Annotated in this window: 10 protein-coding genes and 1 tRNA gene; 7 read left to right on the top strand and 4 right to left on the bottom strand. The window is 34.3% G+C overall.

Features of this window, described 5'->3' with window-relative positions:
* Positions 1–27 precede the first annotated feature (27 nt).
* From BST93_RS09630 to BST93_RS09610, 5 genes are all read left to right on the top strand, one after another.
* Entirely contained in the window at positions 28–555 is a 528-nt protein-coding gene (locus BST93_RS09630) for an AAA family ATPase (RefSeq protein ID WP_105019006.1), read from the top strand.
* A complete protein-coding gene (locus BST93_RS09625; RefSeq protein WP_105019005.1) occupies positions 556–2,424 on the top strand; it encodes a RecQ family ATP-dependent DNA helicase in 1,869 nt (622 codons plus the stop codon).
* Positions 2,417–3,376, top strand: coding sequence for a methionyl-tRNA formyltransferase (gene fmt, locus BST93_RS09620; protein WP_105019004.1), 960 nt, complete (start codon positions 2,417–2,419; stop codon positions 3,374–3,376). Before BST93_RS09625 ends, fmt begins: the two co-directional genes overlap by 8 nt.
* A 154-nt stretch (positions 3,377–3,530) precedes the next feature.
* Positions 3,531–3,803 carry an HU family DNA-binding protein gene (locus tag BST93_RS09615; RefSeq protein WP_042280177.1) on the top strand — a complete coding sequence of 91 codons (273 nt, stop codon included), beginning with the start codon at positions 3,531–3,533 and terminating at the stop codon, positions 3,801–3,803.
* Positions 3,804–3,947: 144 nt separating this feature from the next.
* Positions 3,948–4,508 carry a YqgE/AlgH family protein gene (locus BST93_RS09610; protein WP_042280175.1) on the top strand — a complete coding sequence of 187 codons (561 nt, stop codon included), beginning with the start codon at positions 3,948–3,950 and terminating at the stop codon, positions 4,506–4,508.
* On the opposite strand, the gene BST93_RS14525 is transcribed toward BST93_RS09610, so the two are convergent.
* From BST93_RS14525 to BST93_RS09600, 3 genes are read right to left on the bottom strand one after another with little or no spacing between them, the layout of a single operon-like run.
* Positions 4,505–4,684, bottom strand: a complete 180-nt coding sequence (locus BST93_RS14525) for an aminotransferase class IV (RefSeq protein WP_258150519.1) — start codon at positions 4,682–4,684, stop codon at positions 4,505–4,507. The two genes, BST93_RS09610 and BST93_RS14525, sit on opposite strands and share 4 nt — an antisense overlap.
* Positions 4,681–5,340, bottom strand: coding sequence for an aminotransferase class IV (locus BST93_RS09605; RefSeq protein ID WP_258150518.1), 660 nt, complete (start codon positions 5,338–5,340; stop codon positions 4,681–4,683). The genes BST93_RS14525 and BST93_RS09605 overlap by 4 nt, the downstream gene beginning before the upstream one ends.
* Before the next feature lie 52 nt (positions 5,341–5,392).
* Entirely contained in the window at positions 5,393–5,782 is a 390-nt protein-coding gene (locus BST93_RS09600) for an START-like domain-containing protein (protein ID WP_042280172.1), read from the bottom strand.
* 133 nt (positions 5,783–5,915) lie between these two features.
* Here BST93_RS09600 and BST93_RS09595 point away from each other — a divergent pair.
* A tRNA-Met gene (locus tag BST93_RS09595) sits at positions 5,916–5,989 on the top strand.
* 321 nt (positions 5,990–6,310) lie between these two features.
* Entirely contained in the window at positions 6,311–11,668 is a 5,358-nt protein-coding gene (locus BST93_RS09590) for a DUF8693 domain-containing protein (RefSeq protein WP_105019003.1), read from the top strand.
* A gap of 73 nt (positions 11,669–11,741) precedes the next feature.
* On the opposite strand, the gene hisS is transcribed toward BST93_RS09590, so the two are convergent.
* Complete coding sequence (gene hisS, locus BST93_RS09585) at positions 11,742–13,112, bottom strand: histidine--tRNA ligase (RefSeq protein ID WP_105019002.1); 1,371 nt, start codon at positions 13,110–13,112, stop codon at positions 11,742–11,744.
* Between the last annotated feature and the right edge of the window lie 25 nt (positions 13,113–13,137).

The raw sequence follows: 13,137 nt of genomic DNA, 5'->3' as shown, positions 1-13,137 counted from the left end.
GCGTTAGATTTAGTTATTTTGTAACCTATGAATGAAATTAAGCGAATTCTATTAATTGGTGGTCCAGGAACTGGTAAAACTACCTTAATTCAAGCTATAGAGGAATCTGGACATGTTATTCATCCTGAAATTTCTAGACAAGTTACAGCTCAAGCGAGAGAACGTGGCATAGATCAACTATTTCTTGTAGAACCGTTTGCATTTAGCGATGCTTTGTTAGAAGGACGTATCCAACAATTCCAACAAGCGCAAAAGGGAATTAACTTCTATGATCGAGGTATTCCTGATGTTCCTGCCTATCATGTATATAAAGACGAAGAAATTCCACAACGATACGAACAGGCTTGTGAAGATTATCGATATGATAAGGTGTTTTTTTTACCGCCTTGGAAAGATATTTATCAAACCGATGAGGAGCGCTATGAAACCTATGAACAGGCTGTAACCATAGCTCAAATTTTGACAACGTATTACAATAATTTGAATTATGAACTTATAGAAGTACCTCATTTACCGGTTGACCAGAGATTAAAATACCTTTTGGAACGTATTTAAATGATAGATTACGCTCGCGAGATATTAAAAAACACTTTTGGCTATGATTGCTTTAAAGGTAATCAGGAAGAAGTTATATCGAATATCTTAAAAGGTAATGACACCATAGCACTCTTACCTACTGGTGGTGGTAAATCAGTTTGTTATCAGGTTCCTGGGTTAACAATGAATGGTATTACCATTGTAATATCTCCACTTGTTGCTTTAATTAAAGATCAAGTACAATCTTTACGATCTAGACAAATTAAAGTAATAGAAATTACAAGTGGTATAAGCCATCAAGAATTGGATGAACGGCTGGATAATTGTATATATGGTAATTATAAGTTTTTATATCTCAGTCCAGAGCGTTTACAACAAGACCTTGTTCAACAAAGACTTCAAAAAATGCCCATAAACCTAATAGCAGTTGACGAGGCACATTGCATCAGTGAATGGGGACATGATTTTAGACCAGCCTATAGAGGTACTAAAATTTTACGTGAATTGGGAATAGCAGCACCTATGGTGGCACTTACAGCAACTGCTACTACTCAGGTGCAACAGGATATTGCCATTAATCTGGAATTAAAGGATCCTGTAGTTATAAAAAGTAGTTTTAAACGCCATAATATTAAGTATCAATTTGTACAAACTGAGAACAAGCTTAGTGTATTAATAGAATATTTAAAGGAGCTTACTGGCAGCTGTATAATCTACATGCGCAGTAGAAAAAATACAGTTGTCCTTGCTAATCAACTTAAAGCACGCGGTATTACGGCAACTCACTATCACGGTGGACTTACACCCAAACAACGAGAACAGCACACCCAATCATGGATGAATAACAGTTCTCAAGTTATGGTTGCCACAAACGCGTTTGGAATGGGTATAGATAAACCAGATGTAAGACAAGTGTATCACCTGCAATTTCCCGATAGTATTGAAAGTTATTATCAAGAAACAGGACGTGCTGGACGTGACGGTAAACCTTCAAATGCCATTTTCATATTTAATCGTAATGATGTTAATCATGCTCATCATCAATTTGTGGCTTCTCAACCCGATAAACATTACTTAAAAAAGATTTACAAACATTTACATAACTATTTAAATATTGCTTTTGGAGAAGGTTATCAAACCACTCATTACTTATCGTTTTCTCAATTTTGTAAAACCTATGACTTGTTAGGATTACCTGCCCATACAGCACTTAATACTCTAGATAGATTTGGAATTATAAAGTTGTCTCCTGTATTTAAAAGAAAGTGTTTAGTACGCTTTCGCGAAAGCGCAGAAAAAACAAGACAGTTTGCCCAAACTAACGATTCCTATTACGCAATCATCCAAGCTATTTTGCGCACCTATGGTGGAAGCAGTAATCAAAATATAAGTGTTCAAATACCGCTCATTGCTCACAGAAGTAATACTACTGAATCTCAAGTTATACAAACTCTATCAAAAATGCATGAGCAACAGCTAGCCGATGTTACTTTGATAAACACTGATAATTCTATCACTTTTTTAGAACCTAGGGATGATGATCGAGCGATTAATAGAATTTCAAGAGAACTAGAGATACAGATTTCCCACAAAACAGAAAAGCTACAGGCTCTTGTTAAAATAGTATTTAATACAGAGATTTGTATAAACAAAATGCTACTCTCCTATTTCGGAGAAAAGAATACTGAAAATTGTGGATCTTGTAGTAACTGCGTTATTATAAATGAGAGTAACTTGTTGCCTTTTTTTAATCACCCAACTACCCTATCACAAGTTTCCATTTCAAGTGGTATTACAATGGAAAATTTGATTTCATCAGTAAAATCCTTGATGGAGAACAATAAACTTAAAAAAGTACAGAACAATTTATTTCAAATAAATGAGTAAGAAATTAAATATCGTTTTTTACGGTACTCCAGAATTTGCAACTGGTGTACTTAAAAAATTACACGAATCCAATCATAATATCAAAGCAGTAGTTACTGCACCAGACAAACCTGCTGGACGTGGTAGAAAACTACAACAAAGTGATGTAAAAAAGTTTGCGGTAAATAATAATATACCTGTTTTGCAGCCTACAAATTTAAAATCACCCGATTTTATTGAACAATTACAAGAAATCAATCCAGATTTACAAGTGATTGTGGCGTTTAGAATGTTGCCAAAGGTGGTTTGGTCCTTACCTGTAATGGGTACGTTTAACCTGCACGCGAGTTTACTTCCTGAATATAGAGGTGCCGCACCTATAAATTGGGCTATTATTAATCAGGAGCAAAAAACGGGAGTGACTACATTTTTTATAGATGATAAAATTGATACAGGAGCTATAATCGATCAAGTCGAAACGCAAATTGAAAAGAATGAAAATGTAGGTAGTCTTTATGGTCGTTTAATGAATTTGGGAGCAGATTTATCTCTTAAAACGGTAAATGATATAGCAAATAATAAAATTAGTACTAGAGTTCAATCAAATTCTAGTTCGTTAAAAGCAGCTCCCAAATTAAATAATGAGAACACCTTAATTGATTTTACCAAATCTGCTGCTGAAGTTACGGCTTTAATAAGAGGATTATATCCATATCCTGTAGCCAAGGCATTGTTTTATAATAATGACGACGAGCTACGATGTAAAATTCATACTGCGGTAATTTCTGAAGAAAAATCAGATCATGTGCCACCAGGAACTTTGTTACTAAAGGACAAAAAACTCTTTATTGCTACAAATGATTATTTTATCGAGGTAAATCGATTACAATTACCGGGTAAAAAAGCGATGGAAGTGAAAGACTTATTAAATGGATATCAGTTTCATCCTAATGCTAGATTCTATAAGGGTTAAGACGAAATAGGCCTTTTTGCTATAACTTATTAACAATTCCTCATACTTATAAACAAAATAATGAGAAAATCAAGCTATTACTTGTGTGAACGCGAATTACCTCTAAATTTGTTATACGTTTTAGTTTAACCAACATTTTAATTTAATTACTATTATGAACAAAACAGATCTTATCGAAGGAATGGCAGAAAGCGCTGGAATCTCAAAAGCGGCTGCAAAAAAAGCTTTAGAATCATTTTTAGGAAGTGTAGAAAAAAGCCTTAAAAAAGGAGACCGTGTATCTCTTGTAGGTTTTGGTTCTTTTTCAGTTTCTAAAAGAGCAGCTCGTGAAGGAAGAAATCCTCAAACTGGTAAAACAATCAAAATCGCTGCAAAAAATGTAGTGAAGTTTAAAGCTGGTAGCGACTTACAAAAAGCAGTAAACTAAGAATTCTTTAGTTTAACTTATAGAAGACCTCACTTATAGTGAGGTTTTTTTTTGCTTTTAACCCGATAAAATTCACCTAAAAACATGTTTTTATGGTTATGTAAGAATTTTTGACTAAGTTAGAGTACAAATAAAAACCAAAAAATGAAAATAGTAGCACCAGACCGCGGACATCTATTGGTTTCAGAACCTAGTGTAATAGGTGATTACTCGTTTTCTAGATCTGTAGTCCTAATTACTGATTACAATGAAGCAGGAGTTGTAGGTTTTATCTTAAATAAACCACTAGACTGTACTCTTGACCAACTATTACCTGAAGTAAGTGTCAATTTTGAGGTATTTCAAGGTGGACCAGTTGATACTGATAACCTATATTTCTTGCATAATGTTCCAGAATTAATTCCTGATTCACATCTTATTAAGGATGATATTTACTGGGGCGGAGACTTTAATGTGGTTATTGATTTAATTAATAAAAATCTAATTGAACCTAGCAATATTAAATTCTTCTTGGGATATTCTGGATGGGAATTAGAACAACTAGATAATGAACTTAATGCTAATTCGTGGGTCGTAGTTGAAAACACAGATAAAAAGAAACTACTAACAAAGAACATGCTAGCGTTTTGGAAAGAAAAAATGAAAACATTAGGTGGTAATTATCAATTATGGCTTAATGCTCCTGAAAATCCTAATTACAATTAGAAAAGTTTTTCTTTCAATAAGCTCAATAATTCAGTAGCAGCATCTCTAGAATATTTTTTCTTACGATATTTTGAAATACTTTGAATTCCTTTAATGACGTTAGTAGTAAAAATTTCATCTGCTCTCTGTAATTCAAAGGGTGTTATTGTCTCTTCTACAATTTCATAGTTGATCATTTTTTCAATTGATCAATAACCTGCTCTCTCATTATACCATTCAAACATCCATCAGATAAAGGAGGTGTTTTTATAATATTATCTTTTCTTAAAAATACATTGCCACTAATTGTTTCAATAATCATTTTATTATGATTCATTAAAAACATGTCATCGTAGGAGTTTTCTTTGGCAAAAATACCGGCAAGAATATTCACCTTTTTATCAATAGTCTTTTGATTGCTCAATAAATCAGCATATATATAGAAGTCCTTAAAAAGCTCTACTTCGCAAGTTTCATTATTCTCAAAGGAACTATCCAAAGGTTCCATTACCATAGAGAAATTGACCTCTCTCGAATTTGGGGTATACTTTCCTCCTTCTTTTCGCCACACACTAATCCTAACTCTTAAATGATCTGTGTTTTCAAAATTATTATTTGATATAAGATCAGTGAAAGATTTTTCAAAATATTCTGGTGTAAATGATTCTGGAATAAGCATTCTCATGATTCTCATTCCAGACATAAGCCTGAAATAGTGATTTTCAAAGAACAATGCCTTGCCTTTGAACAGTCTTAGTGTTTCAAATACTCCATCACCATAAAAAGTACCGCGATTATTAAACGGTATTAAGCTTTTATCTTTTGAAACCAACTCTCCGTTGAGAACAATCATAAAAAAATCCCTTTAGAATAAAGGGATCAAAGATATAATGTATTTGAGTAAGTTATCTAGAACCTAAGACTTTTTTAAGACCTGCAATTTGATTTTCCCAAAACATTTTTTGTTCCTCAACTTCATCGTCGTCGTCACCAAAATCCGTGATTATCAAAGACACGTCCTTAGTAATTTCATCAACTTGGATTCTAAGTTCAAAATATTTTTTAGTATCCTCATCATAATCCCATTGGAATCTAGCTCTTTCACCAGAGACTCTTTTTATGATTTTTGCCTTCTCTTCTTGACCATCCCATATAAATTTAAAGAATTCACCACGGCTGTTCACATTGTCTGCAAACCATTCTGACATACCGGAAGGTGTTGCAATGTAATTATATAATAATGAAGGAGATACTTGTATTACGAATTCTAAGTCAAACTTGATTGGTTCATCCATGGATTAAGGTTTTGCTGGCAATATAAAGTATATTTATAAAAGTTAAAATTTTTAAGAAGAAAATTAAATCTAAAAAAGCTTTGGAATAGAATAATAAATAACAGTATATTTGCAGCCGCTAAACCAGAATCACGGCGTGGTAGCTCAGCTGGTTAGAGCGCAGCACTCATAATGCTGAGGTCGGCGGTTCGAGCCCGCCCCACGCTACTTTAAAAACCGTTTCCTTAGGAAACGGTTTTTTTGATTAGTAATCTTCAGAGTTTGATTTTTTAATAATCATACCCTAACCCTAGAAATTCTCACGCATTTATTTTTCCTAAGGATTTATTATTATTTATAGAAAACATAAATATCGAATTATTATCAATTGTTAATAATCTCCAATTATTTCAAAATAATAATTGTAACCAAGGTTAATTAGATCGATAAAATGCATATTTAATCTGTATTTTACCGATTTATCGTTTAAAAACATTTTTTTATCGTTAAACGGATATAGTTTTAGTCCGGATATTAAAAAATGTTAGTATGAAAAACATTACCCCTACGATTAAAATGAATTGGTTAACCCTAATAATCATATTCATAGGTTTTTATTCAATTGGTCAAACCAGTCAAGTAGATGTAGAAATTAACTGGCCACAATGGTCTGGTGAAAACTATGTCATCATATATGACAATGCAGGTAACGAAATAATTAGAATTTGTAATCCAACTAATTGTTATAATGGTAGTTCTGTTGCTTATTCTACAACAATAGATCTAGGATGTTTACCTAACGGCACTTATCGAGCTAGGTTGTGGGATAGATATAATGATGGATGGAATGGTTCAGGGTATATCCGAATTACTAGCGGAGGATCTGTTGTTTTTGATCAAAACTTACCTGGTGGAGCATCAGGAAGCAGTTATAATTTTACTGTTAGTGGCGGTGGAGGAACCTGTGGTAGTACCACACAAGAAATTAATATTCAAGGGTTAGGTAATGATATTGTAAATAACGACACTACGCCTAGTTTAACAGATGGTACAGACTTCGGAACAGTTGTAGATAATGGAACAATAACAAGAACCTTTACTGTTCAAAACTTAGGAGTGGTTGACCTAAATCTAGGAGCCAATTCAGTTTCTTTATCTGGGGTAAATGCTGCAGATTTTAGCATTGATAATCAACCAAATGCAATAATACCAGGAAATTCAAGCTCAACTTTTGATGTTTCTTTTTCTAGAGCAACTTATGGTATAAGTAATGCCACACTTACGATCACTAATGATGATGCTGATGAAAATCCTTATGTGTTTAATATTACAGGTGAATCTGTAGCAGCAGAAAATACATTGTATTATGAGAATTTTGACAATGGACCTGCTGGATGGAGCAGTAATACAGCTGGTACTGTTTGGACACTAGGAAATGAAGGTGACACTGGTGAAAAAGGTGAAGGTGATTACTGGTACACAGATAATTTTAATAATTATCCTAGTAATGCAAATGCCCGTATCACTAGTCCTATTATCTCTACTATAGGATGGGTAGACATGAATTTTAAAATTGATTTTAGAACAAATACCAATGACAATGATGATGGTATGCGTGTCGAATATAGTGCAAACGGTGGAACTACATGGAATGTGTTAGGAAGTGTAGGCTCAGGAGAAAACTGGTATAATGAAACCGATGTAGATGGTTTTGCTAATGGAGCCGATGCTTGGGCGCTTGACAACTCTGTACTTGATCCTTCTCTAAGTAGATTTGAAGAGGCTACTCACAGTTTACCAGCCGTTTTAAATAACAATCCAACTGTTAGATTTAGAATAGTTTTTAGATCAGATGGAGACAATACAAGAGATGATGGAGTATTATTCGATAATATCATAATTACAGGTACTCCTTTAACACCTATGGTTGCTCCAGATGGTCCAGCCGATGTTGATGATAATTTATCGCTATGGTTACGTTCTCAAGATATTCCAGCGACTGATGGCGATTTACTTACTGTTTGGGAAGATCAAGCTCTAGATAATGATGCATTTGAAAACCCTTCCGATGCCCCTAATTTTGCCAATAATCCAGTTGAAAACATCAATTTTAATCCTACAGTTAGTTTTGATCGTTCTGGAAAACAACATATGAGAGGTAAAGGAGGTTTCAATTCTGACGAATACTGGATTGTTGTTAGAAGTAGTTTAGATATGTCAGGTAGTATATCCAATGAAACTATGCTTTTAGGAGCTAAGGCTGCTCCTATTAACCCTGCAAAGGATCCAAGTGGTCTAGGTTGGGGACCTACAAGTGCTAGATATAACAATGAGATATTAGCACACAATGTTAGTACTGTATCTGAAACTGATGCTAATGAATACAGTTATGGTCGTGCGTATTCTAATCCAACTAGAACTTTTGATGATGTACATATTATCAATGTAAAAAACAACCCTTCTGATAGTGGTACTGAAATATATATTAATGGAAGAAAAGTTGATAACGTTACTGGAACAACCACAGTAAGTGGGCAAACATTAAATTTTAAAGAATTTGAAAACAAGCCTTTTTATTTAGCAGCAGGAAGATATGAAATGAATGGATTGCCATTTGATACACATTTAGATGGACAAATCACTGAAGTTTTTAGTTATAGAAATAGACTTAGTTCGGCTGTACAACAACGTATTTATTCCTACTTAGCTATTAAAAACGGTGTTTCTCTTAAAAACCCATCAAGTACTAGTGATGATCATCAAGCAGATTGGGATTATTTAAATAGTGATGATGCTGTTATTTGGGATTATGCAAGTAATTCTGGTTACAATTGGGATGTGGCTGGTATCGGAAGAGATGATAAATCTGAACTTACTCAAAAACAATCTCAAAGTGAAAACTCCACAAGCATTGTTGCTATAGGATTAAATAATGTAGAAGATATAGGAACAGATAACAGTCAAAACTTCAATAATGATCAAGACTTTCTAATTTGGGGTCATAATGGTCAAGACACTAATTTGAGAAGTGGAGATATAAGTCATGATTTAGGTATTACAGATGCGGTAAATACGAGAGTTCAGAGAATGAATCGAGTGTGGAAAATCAATGAAGTGGCAACTGATATTCCAGTAACTGGAATTAGAGTTGCTACAAGTGACCTTTCCGGTTTACCAGCTCTAACAACTGATATGGAATACGTTTTATTAGTTGCAGATGATCCTAACTTTACAACTAATTTCGAAACAAGATTTTTCTGGGAAGATGGTGCCTACCAAAGAACGCAATATGATTTTGATGGCACTAAGTATTTTTCAATAGGTGTTTCCTATGTTGAATTTGAAGATAGATCAGTTGTATTTGATGGTGTTGATGATCACATAATTATTGATAATGGTACTGGATTAGGTAGTACATTTTCTGCTAGTGCATGGGTTTTAAGTGCTGGTAGTAACGATTTAGGTAATCATAGAACTATTGTTGCTAAACGTGAAGGTACTAGTGGATTCCAACTTTCTTTGAGACCGGATAATCGTATACGAGTTGTTTGGTACAATCCATCCCAACAAAGAATAGTTTCTAATACAGCAATTAATGACAATGCATGGCAACATATCGCTGTAACCTATGACGGTTCTGACGTAAGTATTTATATAGATGGTATTCTTGATAATACAGCTGCGGTAACTACTCCAGTTGCGGATAGTAATGTTCTAGCAATAGGAGCTCGCGTACATGAAGATGGTTCTACCTATGATCACTGGGCAGGTGAAGTTGATGAAATTAGAATGTGGGATATTGCGCTTTCTCAAAATCAGATCAGGTACATCATGAATCAAGAGTTGGAAAACAACACTGACCTTGTGGCTGGTACTGTAATTCCTTTTACCGTTACAAAGAATGAAATAAACACGGTGGATTGGTCAGAACTTAAAGCGTACTACAGCATGAATAGCTTTATAGGTACAGCATTAAATGATCAATCAACAAATAGAGGTTATGGTAGAATGGCCAATGAAAACTATTACGACCTTAGGGTTCAAACTGCACCTCTACCATATAAATCAAATACAAATGGAGAATGGGAAAATAATTCTACATGGGAAAATGGTTCCTTATTATTTACTCCAGGAAGTACTCGAGTTGTAAATGGTATAGTACACAAGGTTGACTGGAATATTGTTGAAACCACACATGATGTTGAAATTCTAAATACAGATGCTACACTTTTAGGTTTGTTTGTACTTAATAATCAATTAGATGTTGAGAATGATCATGGACTTACTGTTACCCATCATTTAGAAATAGATGGTACTATAGATTTGAAAGGAGAATCACAACTTATACAGACTGTTGACAGTGATTTAGAACCTACCAGTACTGGAAATCTAGAGCGTGACCAACAAGGTACTAATGTTCAATTTGACTACAATTATTGGTCATCTCCAGTAAGTTCAATAAATAATACTACCATAAACCATGGTTACACGATTGCAGGAGAGCTTAAAGATGGAACTATCGTAGAAAATCCTAGAGATTTAAACTTTACTGCTAGATCTGTTCGCGATGGTGCTCCTGGTGATGCAACAACTGCTGCTACCATATCAGGTCGTTGGTTATACAAGTATAATAATCTAGCCCAAAATACATATAGTGCTTGGCAATATGTAGGTCCTAATGGTAGCATGCAAGCAGGTGAAGGTTTTACAATGAAAGGAACAGGTGCATCAACTAGTGATCAAAATTATGTTTTTGTTGGAAAGCCTAATAATGGTGATATTACATTACCTATCAATGCAGGTAATGATTACCTAGTAGGTAATCCATATCCTAGTGCCCTAGATGCTCATGAATTTATTGAGGACAATCCTAATTTAGACGGTACATTATACTTTTGGGAACATTGGGGTGGTAACAGTCACGTACTACAACAATATCAAGGTGGTTATGCCATGTATAATTATTCAGGTGGAGTGCCAAATGCAACACTGGGTACATCAAATCCTTTAGTAAATTCAGGAGGAACTCCTACCAAAAGACCAGAACGTTTCGTACCTGTAGCACAAGGATTCTTTGTAAGAGGTGTTTCTAACGGGACAATACGCTTTGAAAATGATCAAAGACAATTTGTAAAAGAAAATTCTGGGAACAGTATTTTTGTAGCTGCTCCTGGTAGTGGTGCTGTTGCACAAGGAAATAATGAGTACAACACAGATAGCGATACTCGAATGAAGTTCAGAATTGGTTTTGATGGTGCAGGTGGAATTCACAGACAAATACTTCTTGCTATCGATCCTGCTAGTACTTCTGGTTTTGACAGAGCTTTTGATGGTATACAACAAGACACTCAATTTGAAGATATGTCATTTGATCTTAATGGAGACAAATTAAGTATACAAGGAATTCCATCAATTGACAACGGTGTTGAACTACCTTTAAATATTAAATTATCAAGTACTGACAGTTTTGTTATAGGTTTAGATGCGATAGAAAATGTTCCTACTAGTCAAGTTATTTATGTGAAGGACGCTGTATTAGGAACCTATACTAACCTTATGAATGGAGATTATACAAGTCCAGTTCTTAATGCAGGTAATCAAAATGGAAGATTTTCCATAGTGTTCAATGATCCTTCTACCCTATCTAACGATACGGCAGCAGTTTCAAACGATATGGTTGTTTATCAACCACAAGAAAACCAAACTATAAACATTCAAACAAGTAATGGTTTATTGGTAGAACAACTTTCTTTAGTAAATATGCTTGGTCAGGTAGTTGTATCGGTACAGAATGATGAAAACAATGAGTTAACTACTCTAAACACGAATTCATATGCAGCAGGTACTTATATACTAAATATGAATACCAATAGAGGTAATCATACTGAAAAAGTAATTATCAAATAATTGTACAACCATCAATAAAGAAAAAAGCGGCTTAATTACTAAGCCGCTTTTTCGTTTTATATGTTTTGTAAGACTAACTTAATCTAGCAATGATCTCATCAATAGTTAGTGATTCTTGACTACCTTCCATCATATTTTTAAGGGTAAGTTTACCAGTAGCGATTTCATTTTCCCCTGCCAAAATCACATAGGGAATATTATTCTTATCTGCATAACTCATTTGCTTTTTCATTTTTGCAGCGTCTGGATATAATTCTGTTTTAATTCCGCTTTCGCGAAAGCGAGACAACCACCCAGAACAATGTGCAGCTTCCATCTCTCCAAAATTGATAAATAAAACATCTACACCAGCCCTAACAGAGTCTGGGAACAAATTAAGTTCTTCTAGAACCAAGTAAATTCGATCTAATCCAAAACTTATTCCTACACCACTTACATCCTTTAATCCAAAAATACTGGTCAAATCATCATATCTACCACCACCACCGATGCTTCCTATCTTAACACTGTCTGGAGCAGCAACTTCAAAAATACAACCCGTATAGTAATTTAAACCACGAGCCAATGTGATATCTAAATCTAGAGTTGCGGTTTTTAACTGATTTGACTTTAAGGATTGATTTATAAATTCAAGTTCTTCAATTCCTTTCATTCCTATTTCAGAACTTGATAATAGCCCTTTCATCGCTTCTAGTTTTTCCTCATAACTTCCCGTAAGTGTAAATACTGGTTGAAGTTTTTCCAAGGCTGTAGATGAAATTCCTCGTTCTTGCATTTCTTGTTTTACACGCTCCTCTCCTATTTTATCCAACTTATCGAGTGCAACAGTAAAGGGAATCAATTGATCTGCCGCACCTATGATTTCTGCAAGGCCGGCTAAGATTTTACGATTGTTTATTTTAATGGTAACACCATTAACTTGTAGGCTAGTAAAAACATCGTCGTATAACTTAATAAAATCAACTTCCTGTAATAAAGAATTACTACCTACAACATCGGCATCACACTGCGTGAATTCACGATACCTACCTTTTTGAGGTCTGTCTGCACGCCATACGTTTTGAATTTGGTACCTTTTAAAGGGAAATGTAATATCGTTTTGATGTTGCACTACATACCTAGCAAATGGTACGGTAAGATCATACTTGAGCGCACGATCACTTAACTGTGAAATCATAGCATTTGAATCCTTATTATTCAATAAGTCTTCATCTACCTTATCCAAATAATCTCCGTTATTAAGGATCTTAAAAATCAATCGATCTCCTTCTTCTCCATATTTACCCATTAATGTGGATAAGTTCTCAAAGCTAGGAGTTTCAATAGGCATAAAACCATACAATTCAAAATGTCTTTTTATGGTTTGAATAATATAATTTCTACGTTGTACTTGCAACGGATTAAAATCTCTGGTTCCTTTAGGAGTAGAAGGTTTCTGTGCCATAATTTTTTTTCTGAGTGCAAATATA

The sequence above is a fragment of the Nonlabens tegetincola genome (assembly GCF_002954355.1).
Classification (GTDB): domain Bacteria; phylum Bacteroidota; class Bacteroidia; order Flavobacteriales; family Flavobacteriaceae; genus Nonlabens; species Nonlabens tegetincola.
Note: the sequence above shows the minus strand (reverse complement) of the source record. Positions and strands in the feature narration are given on the sequence as shown.

What these genes read in the sequence shown, in the direction of transcription:
- BST93_RS09625 (WP_105019005.1), top strand. Translation starts at nt 556, where the DNA reads ATGATAGATTACGCTCGCGAGATATTAAAAAACACTTTTGGCTATGAT.
- BST93_RS09605 (WP_258150518.1), bottom strand. Translation starts at nt 5,340, where the DNA reads ATGATTGTTCTCAACGGAGAGTTGGTTTCAAAAGATAAAAGCTTAATA.
- BST93_RS09600 (WP_042280172.1), bottom strand. Translation starts at nt 5,782, where the DNA reads ATGGATGAACCAATCAAGTTTGACTTAGAATTCGTAATACAAGTATCT.
- BST93_RS09590 (WP_105019003.1), top strand. Translation starts at nt 6,311, where the DNA reads ATGAAAAACATTACCCCTACGATTAAAATGAATTGGTTAACCCTAATA.
- BST93_RS14525 (WP_258150519.1), bottom strand. Translation starts at nt 4,684, where the DNA reads ATGATCAACTATGAAATTGTAGAAGAGACAATAACACCCTTTGAATTA.
- fmt (WP_105019004.1), top strand. Translation starts at nt 2,417, where the DNA reads ATGAGTAAGAAATTAAATATCGTTTTTTACGGTACTCCAGAATTTGCA.
- BST93_RS09610 (WP_042280175.1), top strand. Translation starts at nt 3,948, where the DNA reads ATGAAAATAGTAGCACCAGACCGCGGACATCTATTGGTTTCAGAACCT.
- BST93_RS09630 (WP_105019006.1), top strand. Translation starts at nt 28, where the DNA reads ATGAATGAAATTAAGCGAATTCTATTAATTGGTGGTCCAGGAACTGGT.
- hisS (WP_105019002.1), bottom strand. Translation starts at nt 13,112, where the DNA reads ATGGCACAGAAACCTTCTACTCCTAAAGGAACCAGAGATTTTAATCCG.
- BST93_RS09615 (WP_042280177.1), top strand. Translation starts at nt 3,531, where the DNA reads ATGAACAAAACAGATCTTATCGAAGGAATGGCAGAAAGCGCTGGAATC.